Genomic DNA, 16163 nt, shown 5'->3' on the forward strand with positions numbered 1-16163 from the left:
GGGTGTAGCTCCAATTGGCAGAGCAGCGGATTCCAAATCCGCGTGTTGGGAGTTCGAATCTCTCCACCCCTGCCATATATCAGGCTCTGACTTAGGTCAGAGCCTTTTTTGTATCTGGTTTCTTCTCATTATTATAGCTTATTTCTACTCTTATCCCGTAAGTATGGCTTTCTGCTGTACTTTGGCTGCATTTAATCTACTGAACGAACGAAACTACAGTTAGCTGTAATGATCAGTGGCCCGAAATTTTAATAATAAAGGGGAATCACTATTTATATTTAGTTACACTCAACCGATCTGGATTAATGAGTAACTATGTATGGATATATCTCGTCGACGCTTTCTTCAATCATCCTTAGCAATCTCCGCGCTTGCCGTTCTACCTGCATGTTCTCTATCTAGGAGCACTAATAAGCAGGGGCAATATATATACGATATCACTGCAGAACCTTCTACTGCAGAATTGGTCCCTGGGTTTAACACAGACGTACTCGCATTTAATGGTTCGATTCCAGCGCCTGTGATTCGTTGTCGCCAAGGCGAGAAAGTTATAATTCGGTTTACTAACAAGCTTTCAGAGCCGACTACAATCCACTGGCATGGCTTGCGAATCCCTATTGAAATGGATGGTGTCCCTTTCTTGAGCCAGCAGCCTATCATGCCAGGTGAAACATTCGTTTATGAATTTACACCACCAGATGCGGGCACATTTTGGTATCACCCACATATGAATAGTGTGAAGCAGCTTGGTATGGGCTTAGTCGGGCTAATTGTCGTTGAAGAGGCAGAGCCGGTTCAGTTTGATGAAGAGCATGAAGTCGTTCTAAAGCATTGGCATTTAGACAAACAAGGTCAGTGGAAGAACCTTATGGTACCGCGCTTGAGCGCTCGTATGGGGACTCCCGGAGAGTGGAGTAGCGTCAATGGTGTGCATGAACCTGTTTATGCGCTGAAGCAGAATGCTACCACGCGATTAAGAATTGCTAATGTCGATAATACCATTACTTACCCGATCGCTATTGAAGGTGCAGAGGCTTGGGTTATTGCTATTGATGGTAATCCTGTTAAAGCGCCTTATAAGCTCACTCAGCACAAAATTGGTCCAGGAATGAGGTTGGATGTCGGATTGATTGCTCCGAAGGCTGGAACACGTGTTTATGTGCGTCAAATGAAAGGACGCTTCCCATTCCCTTTGTGCGAGTTTGACGTTGTTGAGTCTGACTTGCCGAGCAACCAGAAACTGCCTTTGTTACCTCTCAACCCTGTGCCAGCTCTCGATTTGAAAAATGCAGAGCAAATCGATTATGTGTTTGAGTGGGAGGGGGCGATCACTCCTGCTGATAAATCGGGCAAAGCGATACCTAAGTTCTGGCTGATGAACAAACGGGCTTGGGAGGGAATGAGCAAAGATAATATTCCAGCGCCGCTTTCAACATTGGAGATGGGAAAAACCTATATCTTCAACCTAAAGAACGTCACCCAATATCATCATCCTATTCATCTTCATGGACACACATTTACGGTTCTTGAGTTAGATGGCAAAAAACTCGACGAACCGTTTCATACCGATACGGTCTTACTTGGAAAAAGCGGCAGTGCGAAAGCGGCATTTGTTGCAGATAACCCAGGGCGTTGGATGTACCATTGTCATGTAATTGAACACATGAAGACGGGTTTGATGGGTTACATCGAAGTAAAGTGACTCCTGTAACTTTTAAAATCTTGATAAGTTTTAAGCGCTATACTTTGCTGAATTCTAAGATTGTATAATCACTATTGCCGTAAATTTGATTACAATGTCGCCATTAACTTTTCTGGGGGAATTATGGGGCAACTATCCGTTTTGGGTTTTATTGCATTGGGTGGCGCATTTGGTGCATGTTCTCGTTACTTAATTTCTGAACTTTGTGTGATGCTACTTGGTCGTGGTTTTCCATATGGTACGTTAACCGTTAACGTTGTTGGCTCATTTATGATGGGCTTATTGATAGCAGCTTTCGATAATGCACTTTTGGCAACGGAACCTTGGCGACAAGTGATTGGCTTGGGTTTTTTAGGGGCACTAACGACGTTTTCCACCTTCTCGATGGATAATGTGTTGCTTATGCAGCAGGGCGCTTTCTTTAAGATGGGGTTGAACGTATTGTTGAATGTAGTGTTAAGTATTTCAGCTGCGTGGATAGGCTTTCAATTATTGATGCGCAGCTAGCAAAGTAGTTAAAAATTGAACAGGTCGGCTTGGTTTCACCAAGCCGTTTTTATATACTGACATCACTTGTCGGAGTGCCATAAGGCTGAGACCGTTAATTCGGGATCCGTTGAACCTGATCAGATTAGAATCTGCGAAGGGAACAAGAGAAGATATTCACACCGGAGTTCTTTCTGGTTGACCTATCAAAAGTCGAATGTTGTTACAGGCAAATATCGTAAGCTTTAACTAGCCTTAATTTGACTCCTCTTGTCGCATCTATCCGCCAAGCATTTTTATCCAATTACTTTTTATCTAGTATAACAAAGCAAGGAAAAATGCTATGTCGAGTCGCAAACAAGCGAGACTGGAAGCAAAACAGTTCATTGATACACTCTCGGTACAACCGTACCCCAATTCAAGCAAAGTCTACGTAGAAGGCTCACGTCCAGATATTCGTGTGCCAATGCGTGAAATATCACTCGCTGATAGCCTTATTGGAGGCACAAAAGAAGCGCCTATTTTCGAGCCTAATGAGCCAGTACGCGTTTACGATACCTCGGGTGTATACACAGATCCAGAGCACACCATAGACCTCTATAGCGGCTTACCTAAGCTGAGAGAAGGGTGGATTGAAGAGCGTGCCGATACTGAGCTACTTGATGAAGTAAGCTCGGTGTACACCAAAGAACGCTTAGAAGACGAAACACTAGACGATCTTCGTTACGGCAATCTACCACGTATTCGACGTGCCAAAGATGGCCATTGTGTGACCCAATTGCACTATGCTCGCAAAGGTATTATTACCCCAGAAATGGAATATATCGCGCTGCGTGAAAACATGGGGCGTGCCAAGTATCGCGATGAAGTGCTGAATCAACAGCATCCGGGTCAAAGCTTCGGAGCGAACCTACCAAAAGATATTACCGCCGAATTTGTGCGCAAAGAAGTCGCCGAAGGTCGCGCTATTATCCCTTCCAATATTAACCACCCAGAATCCGAACCAATGATCATTGGACGTAACTTTTTGGTCAAAGTGAACGCAAACATTGGTAACTCATCGGTCACTTCTTCGATTGAGGAAGAAGTAGAAAAGTTAGTATGGGCAACGCGTTGGGGTGGAGATACCGTTATGGATCTCTCTACTGGACGTAACATCCACGAAACTCGCGAGTGGATTCTACGTAACAGTCCGGTTCCGATCGGTACCGTACCAATGTATCAAGCGCTCGAGAAAGTGAATGGTGTTGCGGAAAACCTTAACTGGGAAGTGATGCGCGATACCCTGATTGAGCAAGCAGAGCAGGGCGTTGACTACTTTACTATCCATGCCGGTTTACTACTTCGTTATGTGCCAATGACTGCAAAACGCGTTACTGGCATCGTCTCTCGTGGTGGTTCTATCATCGCGAAATGGTGTTTAGCGCATCACCAAGAAAGCTTCTTATATACCCACTTCCGAGAGATCTGTGAAATCTGTGCTAAGTACGATGTCGCACTATCTCTTGGTGATGGTCTGCGTCCTGGCTCGGTTGCTGATGCTAACGACGAAGCGCAATTTGCAGAGCTTCGTACCCTTGGTGAGTTAACCAAGATAGCGTGGGAATATGACGTACAGGTGATTATCGAAGGTCCTGGTCATGTTCCAATGCACATGATCAAAGAGAATATGGAAGAGCAGTTGGAGCACTGTCATGAAGCTCCTTTCTATACGCTTGGTCCTCTCACGACAGACGTCGCTCCTGGTTACGACCATATTACTTCAGGTATTGGCGCAGCCATGATTGGTTGGTATGGCTGTGCGATGCTTTGCTACGTAACTCCGAAAGAGCATCTTGGCTTACCAAACAAAGAAGATGTGAAAGTAGGAATGATCACTTATAAGCTTGCTGCGCACGCCGCTGATTTAGCGAAGGGACACCCAGGCGCACAAGTGCGTGATAACGCGCTTTCTAAAGCTCGCTTCGAGTTCCGCTGGGAAGACCAATTCAACTTATCACTCGACCCTGATACCGCGCGCGCTTTCCATGACGAAACCTTGCCTCAAGAGTCTGGAAAAGTTGCCCACTTCTGTTCGATGTGCGGGCCAAAGTTCTGCTCGATGAAGATCTCGCAAGAGGTTCGAGAGTATGCGAAAGACACAGAGCAAGTTGCTGCGGACCAAGCTATCTCAATCAAAATGCTGGATGACCCTCTTGAGGGGATGCGTCAGAAATCGCAAGAATTTAGAGAGTCAGGTTCTGAGCTATACCACCCAGCAGCACATGCCGAGGTAAGTGACTAATGAGCAAAATCCTTATTCCGTCATCGTTGATTGAACTGACAGGTTTAGTTCAGCAATGTTTGTTGTTGGCGAAAGAACAGGGTTTTAGCATCGAAGACATTGAGTTGGGTGTGAGCCCAACTCAATCTATTCAGCTTGTTCTCGGCCAACAGACCACACACATAACGACTGATCTCATTGATGATTATGACTCTGAGCATGAGAGTTCATTTGTGCTCTATTACCGTTCTGCTTTGTCGGTAGAAGCGTGCGCTAAGCAACCGTCGAAAGCGATTCATATTGGCATTGCTGATACGCAGGTATCCGATGAAAAGGAGAAAGTGCTTCAGCTTGATATCTGGCGTCACCCAATTAACAACGAAGTGAGAGCGCTTTCCGTTAAGTCCAAATTCAACGCAATGTTCGATCCTGAACATCACCTTGCTTGGATAGTAACGCTGACAGTACTCGATTTTCCTATCGAAGATGCGTTAACACTTGCTCGAGGAATGCTAACTCAACAAGCGAATGTTTCACGTGAAACACTGTTGAATGACAACCTTGGTGAGGGAAGATCTACTCAGTGGGCTGACCAATTTGATGATTTCCCCACACCTGTACTAGAGGATAACCGGCTAGGTATTCAAGTTGGTTGGTCTGCACAAGGTGAGAGCGTTAGCTTTCCAACTCTAACTAAGCAAAGTCTAGGGCTCTATCCAGTCGTTGATGATGTTGCTTGGATTGAGCGTCTACTGCCACTAGGCATCAACACTATTCAACTGCGAATCAAGAACCCACAACAAGCCGATTTAGAACAACAGATCATTCGAGCAATTGAGCTAGGCCGTCAGTATCAAGCACAAGTGTTCATAAATGACTACTGGCAGTTGGCAATCAAGCATGGCGCTTATGGCGTTCACCTGGGACAAGAAGACATAGAAGAATCGAATTTGGCTCAGCTAACTAAAGCCGGCATTCGTCTTGGTCTTTCTACGCATGGTTATTACGAACTACTGCGCATCGTACAAATTCATCCTAGTTACATCGCGCTAGGGCATATTTTCCCAACCACCACTAAACAGATGCCATCGAAACCACAAGGTTTGGTGCGCTTAGCTTTGTATCAAAAGTTGATTGATAGCATTCCTTATACAAATGCAGAGGCTGCTTTCCGTCCTTCAGAAGACAAAGTAGGTAGTGACTATGTGCTTGGCTTTCCGACGGTTGCGATTGGTGGTATTGACCAATCTAATGCAGCCCAAGTTTGGCAAACAGGTGTTTCTAGTTTGGCAGTTGTGCGAGCTATTACGTTGGCAGAATCACCTCAGTCCGTCATCGAGTTCTTCGCACAACTGATGAAGGAAAGACAGCTAACGTTTACTGATCAGAATAGTGAATTAGCGGATACCAAGAGAGGCGAACATGCTCACGGATAAGCAGTTCCTTCGCTATCAGCGCCAAGTCGCTCTGCCTGAAATTGCCGAAATTGGGCAAGAGCGTTTGAACAAATCGCATGTGCTGATCATCGGTTGTGGTGGTTTAGGGAGCGCAGCGAGTTTGTACTTGGCATCCGCGGGCGTTGGTAAATTGGTTGTGGTTGATGACGATGAAGTTGATAGCAGTAACCTACAGCGTCAGATCATTTATCGTGAACAAGACCTCCAAGTTGCGAAAACAGAAGCGACTGTAAAGCAACTTACTGAACTTAATTCTATGGTTCAAATTCGTGCTCTCAATAAGCGATTGGACAAAGCACAGCTGCAGCTTGAGGTGATGCTAGCGGATGTGGTGCTCGACTGCACCGATAACATGCCAACGCGCCAGCTAATTAACCAAGTTTGTTTCGAGCAAAATACGCCGCTCATCTCGGCGGCGGCAATTGGTTGGCAAGGCCAATTCGCTGTCTTTGATTACCAAACACCAAGTGAACAAGAAGCGCAGAGTAAAGCCTGTTACCGCTGTTTGTATCCGTTCGACGAATTACCACAAACTCAAAAGTGCAGTGACAGCGGTGTCGTCGGTCCGGTGGTGGGCACACTTGGCAACTACCAAGCGATAGCGGCAATTCAAAAACTGGCGACGGGAAAGTTTCATGTCGAGACTGCCAAGTTACACCTGTTCGATGGATTGAAGCTGCAATGGCAAACCATGGCGATAAGTAAAGACAAACAGTGCCAAGTGTGTGCTCAGATTTAGCTTATGAGTAATGGGCAGAATTAAGAGAGTTGGAAGCAATGACGTTATCAGAACAACAAACAACACAAATGACCGCTGCTGACTTAGATGTGATCACTATTGTCATCAATGACCAGTCACATCAAGTTGCCAGTGAGTCGAATCTACAGCAAATCATTAGTCAATTTGCGCTGCCTGAAATGGGCTGTGTTTTTGCAATTAATAACAATGTTGTGCCGCGCAGTGAGTGGGCTAGCACAGTTCTTTCACAGGGAGACAGCATCTCTTTGTTTCAAGCGATCGCAGGGGGTTAAAGTCGATGCTTAAAATTGGTGATAAACAATTCGAATCAAGACTGTTCACGGGAACAGGGAAGTTTGCCAACAGCCGATTAATGGCAGAAGCGATTCAAGTATCGGGTTCTCAACTTGCGACCATGGCGTTGAAGCGTGTGGATGTGAACGACCAACAAGACGATATTTTGTTGCCGTTAGTACAAGCGGGTGTGAACTTATTGCCGAACACCTCAGGTGCAAAGAATGCTAAAGATGCTGTGTTTGCAGCAAAATTGGCGAGAGAAGCGTTGGGTACTAACTGGTTAAAACTAGAAATTCATCCAGACCCGAAGTACTTGATGCCCGATCCCATTGAGACACTTGCTGCCGCTGAGCAACTGGTTCGTGAGGGCTTCATTGTCCTTCCTTACTGTCATGCTGACCCGGTTCTGTGTAAACGATTGGAAGAAGTAGGCTGTGCTGCGGTCATGCCATTAGGTGCGCCGATTGGTTCCAACAAAGGGATAGTTTCTCACGATTTCCTAGAGATCATCATCGACCAAGCCAATGTTCCTGTCATTGTTGATGCGGGTATTGGTGCTCCTTCACATGCCGCGCGTGCGATGGAAATGGGCGCGGATGCCGTTCTCGTTAATACTGCGATTGCAGCTTCGAGCGATCCTGTTGCGATGGCGAAGGCATTTAAGTTGGCGGTAGAGTCGGGGCGTATGGCTTATGAAGCCGGACTTGCTGGTAAGGTTTCTCATGCGGTTGCGTCGAGTCCACTGACGTCATTCCTAGATGAGCTTTAGCCCTAGATTGATTTAGCTAATAAGCGAGGAAAACATGAGCTTCGTTGAACAATTTAAGCAGCTTAATTGGGATGACATTTCGATGTCGATCTATGCGAAAACGGCAAAAGACGTCGAGCGAGCATTGAATAAACCCAAGCGTGATTTGGAAGACTTTAAAGCGCTAATTTCACCAGCGGCTGAAGCGTACTTAGAGCAAATGGCGCAGTTGTCATACTCGGCAACTCGCAAGCGTTTTGGCAATACCATGTCGCTTTATATTCCATTGTACCTTTCTAACTTGTGCGCCAATGCTTGTACTTATTGTGGCTTCTCGATGGAGAACAGAATCAAACGTCGTACCTTGAATCGGGACGAAGTGGTTGCAGAAGTAGAAGCCATTAAACGCATGAAGTTCGATAGCGTATTGCTGGTGACTGGCGAACACGAAACCAAAGTGGGCATGAAATACTTCCGCGAAATGGTGCCGATGATTAAGCAACGTTTTAACTATTTAGCAATGGAAGTACAGCCACTTGGTCAAGACGAATACGCTGAGCTCAAGACATTGGGTTTGGATGCGGTGATGGTCTATCAAGAAACGTATCATCCTTCGACGTATGCCGAGCACCATTTGCGTGGCAATAAGATGGATTTTGAATACCGATTGGATACACCCGATCGTCTTGCAAAAGCGGGCATCGATAAGATCGGTATTGGCGCATTGATTGGGTTGGAAGAGTGGCGTACCGACTGTTTTTATGTGGCAGCGCACTTGGACTATCTTGAGCGCACGTATTGGCAGACTCGTTACTCGATTTCTTTCCCACGTTTGCGTCCTTGTGAGGGCGCGCTCCAACCAAAATCAGTCATGACGGATAAGCAGCTTGTGCAGTTGATTTGCGCTTATCGCTTGTTGAATCCAGAAGTGGAGTTGTCATTATCGACTCGTGAATCACCAAAGTTCAGAGACAATGCATTACCGTTAGGCATCACCAGTATGTCTGCTGCATCTAAAACTCAGCCGGGTGGATATGCGATGGATGATGTTGAACTCGAGCAGTTTGAGATCAGTGATGAGCGAAGTGCGGGTTCTGTGGAAGATATGATTCGAGCCAAAGGGTTTGACCCTGTATGGCGAGATTGGCACTCGGCGTATTCTGGTTAAGTAGCAAAGAAAGCCACTGGTCATCGTTATGTTTCACGTGAAACATAGGCAAAAAAAGAGGGTTGATGCAAAACATCAACCCTCTACTTTTTTCTAGCTTCTAGCTTCTAGCTTCTAGCTTCTAGCTGTGTGCTACTGGTAGCGTTGCTTGACGAAGCCACTCTTTCACATCACCCTCAACAAGTGGGCTGATCTCATCCCATACCTTCTGATGGTAATCATTCAACCAAGCAAGCTCTGGACGAGTTAGCATATCAACGTTGATATTGCGCTTGTCGATTGGACAGCGTGTTAGCGACTCAAATGATAGAACAGGGAAGTCACCGTTAGTTGGGGTTTCAACAACAAGCTCTAGGTTCTCGATACGGATACCAAACGCATCCGCACGGTAGTAACCTGGCTCGTTGGATAGCACCATACCTTCTGTTAGAGGCACGTCGATTTGCTTCTTCGAAATGCTCGCCGGACCTTCATGAACACTTAGGAAGTGACCGACACCGTGACCAGTACCGTGATCGTAATCGTAGCCCTCCGCCCACAGGTGCTGACGAGCTAGCGTATCGATTTGGTAACCACGTGTGCCTTTCGGGAAACGTGCACGTGCAACACCGATGTGACCTTTTAGCGCGAGAGTGAATTGTTTAATCATCTCTTGTGAAGGCTGACCAATCGCAATTGTACGCGTGATGTCTGTCGTGCCATCTAGGTACTGACCGCCTGAATCCACTAGGTAAAGCGTGTTCAGTTCTAGCTTGCCAGGTTCAGGTTGGTTCTCGTGGTTGTAGTGACACATCGCCGCGTTGCCACCTGCTGCCGAGATAGTATCGAAGCTAAGATCCATAAGTGTCGGGTCTTCGCTACGGAACGCTTCCAGTTTGTCTGCCAGCGTCGCTTCATCATGCAGGTTACCAGCAACGACTTCAGCATCTAACCAAGATAGAAACTTGCTCATCGCCACGCCATCACGGATATGACATGCTTTCATACCTGCGATTTCAACGGCGTTCTTCGCCGCTTTTGGCATTAGGCATGGATCAGCTTTACTCACCACAGATGCGCCAGCATTTTGTAGAACCAATTTAAACCATGCGTTACTTGTTGCAGGGTCAACCAGTACATTCTTGCCAGTTAGGTTTTCTAGTCGTGCTTGCAATGCTTCTGGGTGATGAACCGTCACGCCGGCACCAACATGAGCGTCAAACTCAGCAGGTAGGCGAGCAGGATCTAGGAAGTATTCCACGCTTGAGTCTGAGTGCAGAATCGCGTGAGAAAGCAGAACTGGTAGACGTGAGACATCTAGACCACGAACGTTGAGCAACCAACAGATAGAATCAAGTGCTGTGATCACTGCGCTGTCTGCACCGGCTTTTTTCACGAGCTCTGCGATTTCTTGGCGTTTGCTTTCACTTGATTGTCCAACTGTTTCTGTTGCCATTAGGCGAACATCAGAAACCACAGGAGCAGGGCGGTCGTGCCACAGTTCATCAATTGGGTTGCTATCGAGAATCTTAAGCTCAAGGGTACCTGCAAGTTTTGCTTGTGCCATGTCTAGCCAAGCAGAGTTGTGCATGCGAGGGTCGATTGCCACAGACGCGCCATTTGCAAGATGGTCTTTAATCCAATCTAGTGCAGGCTCTTCAATCAAGTGACGGTATTCGAATAGATCAGCAGGAACCTGCTTTGTTACTTGTACTGTGTAGCGACCATCAACAAAGATAGCGGCTTTGTCTTTGGTGATTACCGCAGCACCAGCAGAACCAGTAAAGCCAGTTAGCCAATGTAAACGCTCGTTGTGCGCTGGTACGTATTCGCCCAAGTACTCGTCTTCATGTGGGACAAGTAGGGCATCAATATTATGTTGTGCTAGCCATTCGCGAATTGCATTCACGCGGCTTTGGGTATCGTTGTGCATCTGTGTTATTCCTTCAAATTACCGCTCCTTCATGCTCAGGTGTGGGAGCTGTTTCCATCTGCTTCATGCAGTTTACGATTCCATTGAGGTTCGCAATCACTTCAATAGAGTCGGAGTACAACTAGGCCATAGATGAGCCAAAAAGGACTACGACAGTTAAGCTACTCATTTTAGCCGCTAAGCGCAAATTGAGCGCGGTGTTTTTATCTAAGGTGATCGGTTTTTTGTGTGATCATCGTACGTAGCCAGCCTAATGCAGGGTCGTTTTCTCTATCTCGGTGCCAGAATAAAGTGTAAGCCATAGGTGGGAATTCTAACGGTAGTGGCAGCACGACCAAATCAAGCTGTTTGGCCGCAAGTTGCACAAAATGACTTGGCGCAGTAAAGATAAAGTCGGTGTATGAACATAAACTTGCGGCACTGTTAAAGTCGGGCACGGTGACGGCAATATCGCGGTCGGCGCCAATATCTGCAAGGCGATAATCTAGCAACCAACGGTCGTTGCCATCACAACGTACTTGTACATGGCGTAGGGCGAGATAGGCTTCCAGATTCCAAGGTTGTTTTAGCGCAGGGTGGTTTTTGCGAATGATGCACATTTGGTAATCACGATAAATTTCCAACTCGCAAATGTCATCGGGTGGTTGAAGAGTCAGCTTGGCATCGTTTATATCGATATCTTTTCCAGTTAAGCCTAAATCCAGTTCGCCGCGTTGAAGCATTTTAAATGTATTATCCGACCACGGGTGTGTGCTAATTGTCACGCCAGGTGCTTGTTGAAAAATCGCCGGTAAGAAATGGGGCAGAATGAGAGGGTAGACACTCTCTACCGCTGCTATTTGAAAACGGTATTCACTGCTTTGCGGAGAAAACTCTTCGGGTTGAGTCAGCACTTCTAACTGATTTATCAACAGATCCAGTTTCGGTTTAAGAAACAATGCGCGCGGCGTAGGTGTTAATCCATGTGAGTTTCGAGTGAAAAGCGGGTCATCAAATTGAATGCGCAGTTTAGCCAGTGATTTACTTACGGCGGATTGGCTTAAGCACAATCGGTGGGCCGCACGAGTAACGTTTAACTCTTCAATCAGCACTTTAAAGCAGACCAATAGATTTAAATCGATACGAGCCAGTTTTTCGACGTTCACAGTGAATTTCCTCTGAGGAATAATGCTCATGATTATACATCATTTCCATTCATATCATCAGATGATTAAGCTTTACCCAAAGTTCTTTATCCAATTCGGAGTGTTGTGTGTCTAGCCAGTTTTCTAATAGTAAAAAACAGATGGCGTTATTGACCCTTTTGGTTCTTTTTAGTCCTTTAGCGATTGATATTTATCTACCTGCTTTACCTCTTATTGCTTCCACTTTTCAGGTCGATAATGCGCTAGCACAAGACACGATCACTTGGTTCTTATTTGCTATGGGTGTTGGTCAGCTATTCGCAGGTCCCCTAGCAGATAAACTCGGACGTCGAACTGTTGCATTGGGCGGTATCACCATTTACGCGATGAGCGCTTTATTGGCGTGGAGTGCTCAAAATATTGAGTGGATGTTGGTTTCCCGACTGCTACAAGGCTTAGGTGCGTGTGCGACATCGGTAGCAGCCTTTGCAACAGTTCGCGATATCTTTGGCCCGGAAAAAAGCGGCAAAATGATCAGCTACCTTAACGGTGCGATTTGTTTCATTCCGGCTTTAGCTCCAATTCTAGGTAGCTGGTTAACTCAGCAATTTGACTGGCGTGCTAACTTTAGCTTTATGGCGGGTTTTGCTGTGGTGTCTGGATCATTGATGTTTTTCATGATGAAAGAGACTAACCCGTCAACAGAAAAGCAAGCCGTGTTTAAGCTTAGTCGGTATTGGGCAGTGCTTAGCACACCATCTTTTGTTTTCCATGCGTCATTATGCTTGATGGCGATGGCGGTTATTCTTGCTTACGTTACCTCAGCACCGTCGGTATTGATGACGGGGATGGGGCTGTCGATGAATGAATTCACTTTCTGGTTTGGTGTAAATGCGGTGATAAACATTGCGGCATGTATGCTGGCGCCTAAGTTTATGGAGCGCGTTGGAACTCACAACACCTTGGTCACCGGGATCTCAACTCTGGGTCTCGCAGGTGTGATCATGCTAGTGATGAATGGTCAGAATACCGCGCTTTCTTTCATGTTACCTATCTTCATGTCTTCTGTAGGTTTTGCATTCATTCTGGGTGCAGCGGCAGGGAAAGCGTTAGAACCGTTTGGTGATAAGGCGGGCACGGCAGCTGCACTGCTTGGATTGTTCCAAATGAGTGGCTCTGGTTTGTTGGTGGGTACACTGCAACGCTTATCTCTGGATCCACAAACCTTGATCGCAATTCATATGTGGGTCCTATTACCTGCGTTGGTCGTTCTGTTTACAAAAGCAGGGAAGAACTGGCACTCGAGCTTTGCGAAAGCGTAAATCAGTGTAATTTAGTATTTTCCAATGTAAGTAAGGCGTGTATATTTGTCACTCAGACTTTTCCTGACACCATAACGGAACTCAAAAAGTAATGTCGTTAACCACGTATGAAATGGCTCGTATTCTAGAGCAAATGGAAGATTCACCAGAAAAGGTGATGTTTGGCAAGTTGCTTAATGAGCTGGGTAATCAAAGCTCCGAGCGTATTCGTAGTGCGGCTAAACAAGTACCTCTGCCAATTTTGCGTGATATCGTGTACCAATTTCAGCAAGTGATTGAGTCACGCAAAGATGAACAAGTCGAGCAGATGGCAAAAGACCTCGCTCAGCAAGGTATCTCAGCAGAAGAGCTACTGGCTTACTTGAATAAATAATAAAAAATCCCCGCATGATGCGGGGATTTTTTTAGCTCGTCATTTTCTTTTTCAGGATGTGGTCCAAAGACAGCGGTCCTGGCCCCCATACGATTACGATAAGAATCATCAATCCCCAAAGTTGGTGGTCATAAAAACCTTCCTCCCACAACAGTGGGTAAGAGATCACTGCGATGATGTTGAACACAAACAGAATTGCTGCCATCGGGCGGGTAATCAGTCCTAGTGCCAAGAACACCGGTAGAACCAACTCCGCAGCCGTACCTAAATAAGCCGCCAATTCCCATGGCAGTATTGGCACTTGGTATTCCAGCTCAAATAAGTACAACGTGCTATCCCAAGACGAGATTTTGATTAGTCCTGAATTGAAGAACACCCAAGCAACCCAAAAGCGACAAAAGAGAAGTAGTAAAGGGACAAAGCCTGCTTGTAAGGTACTGATTAAATCATCGTACCGATTCACTAAGTTTTTAACCGTATCCGTCATAGAGTGCTCCTTAGATTGATTGCAATGTAAAGCCGTCAACAATATCGAGTGCCATGATGCGATTGAGATGAGCGAGTAAAACTTCAGGTATTTCGCTCAAACTCTGCTTCTGCTCTAAACATTGCAGCAGTTGGAACACATCGGCATCGAGTGCGTGACACAAGGCTTCTCCATTGGCTTGAATCGAGATGACACCTTGCTGTAATTGGTTGATATTAAGTTGTTCGAATTGCCCAGTTTGAATCGCGCTAAATAGATCGAATACTGCGTAGTTGGAGTCAAAGCTGCGGCAGCCCTTTTTAAGGTGTAAGACTAAAGCGGGTTGTTGCTCTTCACTCACTTCGCCAAGTAACGCAAGCGGTTTTAATTCCGCTGCATTGGATTGTTCATACTGTACTTGACGAGCTAGGTCGATATGCCACTCGAAGCGTGCGACTTCAGGGCTGTAAGGTGCTTGTGCGATCACCTGACTAAACTGCATGATGGTGTCTTGAAAGCCTTCGCCATAATGCACCACATTTCCTTCTTTTAATGGGTAAGAAAGAACATGCTGGCGAGCTATCTGTTCAAAGCATTCTTCACCAAGCAGCGCTTCAACCATCGGGTAGGTCGCGGATAACACCTCGCTTAAGCTGACGATAAAGTTATTGCGGTAAATCTGCATGCGTTCATCAGCGGTAAACGTATCACTGGCAATATCGCAATCTTCGCCGAGTGCTTGATAGTGTAGGGCTTTAGCAAACTGGCTTTGTAAGGTGGCTAGATTCATGATGCCTTCCTTGGTTCGCTTTGTTCACTTGGAAGTGTGCCTTGCAACAGTAGTTGCGATGCTTTCTGTGCTTCTCCTAATAAGACTTCTGGCGCGGGGATATCCAAATCCCATTCAATCAACGTATGACGTGGACCGTGTTTTTTTGTCCACTGTGAAAACAACTGCCAAACTTCATCGCTAACTGGGCGGCTATGGGTATCAATCCATATCTCACCTTTGTCGAGTTGTTTAATGGTAAAACCTGCCAAGTGAATCTCATCCACTTTGTCGGCTGGAATCGCATCTAGGTATGTGTCGCAATCAAAACCGTGGTTGAACGCCGAAACATAAACATTGTTTAAATCGAGCAATAAACGACAGTCAGTGCGCTTTTGCACTTCGGTAAGAAACTCCCATTCGCTGATGGTCGAATGTTGAAACTTCACATAACTAGATGGGTTCTCTATCAAGATCTCGCGTTGCAAATATTCCTGCACTTCATTCACGTTACGAGTGAACACGTTTAGCGCTTCTTCCGTATACGGAAGTGGAAGCAGGTCATTAAAGTAGTGACCGCCGTTTTCACTCCAACTTAAATGGTCAGAAACAAGGATTGGGTCGATTGAGCCAATCAGTGCTTTAAGTTGCGCAAGATGCTTTTGACTAACACGTTCCACCGAACCTAACGACAAACCAATACCGTGGCAGCTAATTTGATATTGCTCGCGAAGCGTTTGTAGTTGATGACGCTCTGCTGCATTGGGTTGGAAATAGTTTTCACTGTGGATTTCTAACCAAGACAACTCGGGTTGGTTTTGGCTAAAGTAATCGAGGTGAGGGGTTCTTAATCCAACTCCGACAAGGTCGTGGAAGGTGTGGTGTTTCACGTGAAACTCCTTTTCAAATCGTGCGGGAAGAGAAGGATGCGTCTTGGCTTTGCGTTGGTTGAGCGTCAACGCATCCTCACAATAGCTAGCGATAAAAGATTATGAAGAAGAAGTGCTACCGCCAGCGAGCTTGTCACAAAGACCTTTTGGTACGACTACGAATGCGTCTTTTTGGTTATCTTCTTTAGAAGTACCAGCGCATGAGCTGCTTTTTGTTGCACAGTCGTTTTTACCTGCTTTAGAAACGCCATAGCACTTTTCTTTTTCAGCAGCGACAGCTGGAGCTGCAGTTAGCATTGTGCCACCAAGAGCTAGAAGACCAGTAACAGCAGCAGTAACAGCTAGATTCGACTTTTTCATAATAAATTCCTCTGAATGATTTCCTTTACTTTAAGTTGGCAAGATGAATCGCCTGTTTTGGCGTTTTTGTTATCAACTTGCTTAACT

16 protein-coding genes and 1 riboswitch are annotated in these 16163 nt (G+C 45.9%); of the genes, 10 read left to right on the plus strand and 6 right to left on the minus strand.

The genetic code is table 11. The features are described from left to right. Positions 1-319 precede the first annotated feature (319 nt). The 8 genes from R7E38_RS21885 to thiH all read left to right on the plus strand — a co-directional run bounded on the left by R7E38_RS21885 (position 320) and on the right by thiH (position 8860). Positions 320-1702, plus strand: a complete 1383-nt coding sequence (locus R7E38_RS21885) for a multicopper oxidase family protein (RefSeq protein WP_170890947.1) — start codon at positions 320-322, stop codon at positions 1700-1702. A gap of 123 nt (positions 1703-1825) precedes the next feature. Then, positions 1826-2209 carry a fluoride efflux transporter CrcB gene (crcB, locus tag R7E38_RS21890; RefSeq protein ID WP_226084276.1) on the plus strand — a complete coding sequence of 128 codons (384 nt, stop codon included), beginning with the start codon at positions 1826-1828 and terminating at the stop codon, positions 2207-2209. Positions 2210-2269: 60 nt separating this feature from the next. Further along, positions 2270-2368, plus strand: a riboswitch (TPP riboswitch). A 163-nt stretch (positions 2369-2531) separates the two neighbouring features. Then, positions 2532-4472, plus strand: coding sequence for a phosphomethylpyrimidine synthase ThiC (gene thiC / locus R7E38_RS21895; RefSeq protein WP_005378810.1), 1941 nt, complete (start codon positions 2532-2534; stop codon positions 4470-4472). Beyond that, on the plus strand, positions 4472-5887 hold the full coding sequence (locus tag R7E38_RS21900) for a thiamine phosphate synthase (protein WP_226084275.1): 1416 nt from the start codon (positions 4472-4474) through the stop codon (positions 5885-5887). Before thiC ends, R7E38_RS21900 begins: the two co-directional genes overlap by 1 nt. Further along, on the plus strand, positions 5874-6647 hold the full coding sequence (locus tag R7E38_RS21905; RefSeq protein WP_238852746.1) for a HesA/MoeB/ThiF family protein: 774 nt from the start codon (positions 5874-5876) through the stop codon (positions 6645-6647). Before R7E38_RS21900 ends, R7E38_RS21905 begins: the two co-directional genes overlap by 14 nt. 38 nt (positions 6648-6685) lie before the next feature. Next, positions 6686-6940, plus strand: coding sequence for a sulfur carrier protein ThiS (gene thiS, locus R7E38_RS21910; RefSeq protein ID WP_005378804.1), 255 nt, complete (start codon positions 6686-6688; stop codon positions 6938-6940). A 5-nt stretch (positions 6941-6945) separates the two neighbouring features. Further along, on the plus strand, positions 6946-7713 hold the full coding sequence (locus R7E38_RS21915; protein WP_130545177.1) for a thiazole synthase: 768 nt from the start codon (positions 6946-6948) through the stop codon (positions 7711-7713). Positions 7714-7747: 34 nt separating this feature from the next. Next, the gene (gene thiH, locus R7E38_RS21920; RefSeq protein ID WP_130545178.1) at positions 7748-8860 is read left to right on the plus strand and encodes a 2-iminoacetate synthase ThiH; all 1113 of its coding nucleotides are present in this window, start codon (positions 7748-7750) and stop codon (positions 8858-8860) included. Between the two features lie 121 nt (positions 8861-8981). Here the strand turns inward: thiH and R7E38_RS21925 are convergent, their stop codons facing one another. Together R7E38_RS21925 and R7E38_RS21930 are read right to left on the minus strand one after the other, a co-directional pair. Further along, on the minus strand, positions 8982-10772 hold the full coding sequence (locus tag R7E38_RS21925) for an aminopeptidase P family protein (RefSeq protein WP_025768964.1): 1791 nt from the start codon (positions 10770-10772) through the stop codon (positions 8982-8984). Positions 10773-10975: 203 nt separating this feature from the next. Next, entirely contained in the window at positions 10976-11917 is a 942-nt protein-coding gene (locus R7E38_RS21930; protein ID WP_005378791.1) for a LysR family transcriptional regulator, read from the minus strand. Between the two features lie 107 nt (positions 11918-12024). Here R7E38_RS21930 and R7E38_RS21935 point away from each other — a divergent pair, with 107 nt between their 5' ends. Both R7E38_RS21935 and R7E38_RS21940 read left to right on the plus strand, forming a co-directional pair. Continuing rightward, entirely contained in the window at positions 12025-13218 is a 1194-nt protein-coding gene (locus tag R7E38_RS21935) for a multidrug effflux MFS transporter (RefSeq protein ID WP_005382927.1), read from the plus strand. A gap of 91 nt (positions 13219-13309) precedes the next feature. Continuing rightward, complete coding sequence (locus tag R7E38_RS21940; protein ID WP_005378786.1) at positions 13310-13591, plus strand: hypothetical protein; 282 nt, start codon at positions 13310-13312, stop codon at positions 13589-13591. A 31-nt stretch (positions 13592-13622) separates the two neighbouring features. On the opposite strand, the gene R7E38_RS21945 is transcribed toward R7E38_RS21940, so the two are convergent. From R7E38_RS21945 to R7E38_RS21960, 4 genes are all read right to left on the minus strand, one after another. Continuing rightward, on the minus strand, positions 13623-14078 hold the full coding sequence (locus tag R7E38_RS21945; RefSeq protein WP_226084273.1) for a DoxX family protein: 456 nt from the start codon (positions 14076-14078) through the stop codon (positions 13623-13625). A 10-nt stretch (positions 14079-14088) separates the two neighbouring features. After that, positions 14089-14847, minus strand: coding sequence for a DNA-binding domain-containing protein (locus tag R7E38_RS21950; protein ID WP_054577293.1), 759 nt, complete (start codon positions 14845-14847; stop codon positions 14089-14091). Beyond that, positions 14844-15716, minus strand: a complete 873-nt coding sequence (locus R7E38_RS21955; protein ID WP_213890083.1) for a DUF692 domain-containing protein — start codon at positions 15714-15716, stop codon at positions 14844-14846. Before R7E38_RS21955 ends, R7E38_RS21950 begins: the two co-directional genes overlap by 4 nt. 99 nt (positions 15717-15815) lie before the next feature. Beyond that, complete coding sequence (locus R7E38_RS21960) at positions 15816-16076, minus strand: DUF2282 domain-containing protein (protein ID WP_005378779.1); 261 nt, start codon at positions 16074-16076, stop codon at positions 15816-15818. Between the last annotated feature and the right edge of the window lie 87 nt (positions 16077-16163).

Source organism: Vibrio sp. Vb2131 (assembly GCF_033338535.1).
In the GTDB taxonomy this organism is placed as follows: Bacteria; Pseudomonadota; Gammaproteobacteria; order Enterobacterales; family Vibrionaceae; genus Vibrio; species Vibrio alginolyticus.

Bases quoted from the DNA above. Each gene is read 5' to 3' on its own strand.
- R7E38_RS21885 (WP_170890947.1), top strand. From the start codon at position 320: ATGGATATATCTCGTCGACGCTTTCTTCAATCATCCTTAGCAATCTCC.
- crcB (WP_226084276.1), top strand. From the start codon at position 1,826: ATGGGGCAACTATCCGTTTTGGGTTTTATTGCATTGGGTGGCGCATTT.
- thiC (WP_005378810.1), top strand. From the start codon at position 2,532: ATGTCGAGTCGCAAACAAGCGAGACTGGAAGCAAAACAGTTCATTGAT.
- R7E38_RS21900 (WP_226084275.1), top strand. From the start codon at position 4,472: ATGAGCAAAATCCTTATTCCGTCATCGTTGATTGAACTGACAGGTTTA.
- R7E38_RS21905 (WP_238852746.1), top strand. From the start codon at position 5,874: ATGCTCACGGATAAGCAGTTCCTTCGCTATCAGCGCCAAGTCGCTCTG.
- thiS (WP_005378804.1), top strand. From the start codon at position 6,686: ATGACGTTATCAGAACAACAAACAACACAAATGACCGCTGCTGACTTA.
- R7E38_RS21915 (WP_130545177.1), top strand. From the start codon at position 6,946: ATGCTTAAAATTGGTGATAAACAATTCGAATCAAGACTGTTCACGGGA.
- thiH (WP_130545178.1), top strand. From the start codon at position 7,748: ATGAGCTTCGTTGAACAATTTAAGCAGCTTAATTGGGATGACATTTCG.
- R7E38_RS21925 (WP_025768964.1), bottom strand. From the start codon at position 10,772: ATGCACAACGATACCCAAAGCCGCGTGAATGCAATTCGCGAATGGCTA.
- R7E38_RS21940 (WP_005378786.1), top strand. From the start codon at position 13,310: ATGTCGTTAACCACGTATGAAATGGCTCGTATTCTAGAGCAAATGGAA.
- R7E38_RS21945 (WP_226084273.1), bottom strand. From the start codon at position 14,078: ATGACGGATACGGTTAAAAACTTAGTGAATCGGTACGATGATTTAATC.
- R7E38_RS21950 (WP_054577293.1), bottom strand. From the start codon at position 14,847: ATGAATCTAGCCACCTTACAAAGCCAGTTTGCTAAAGCCCTACACTAT.
- R7E38_RS21960 (WP_005378779.1), bottom strand. From the start codon at position 16,076: ATGAAAAAGTCGAATCTAGCTGTTACTGCTGCTGTTACTGGTCTTCTA.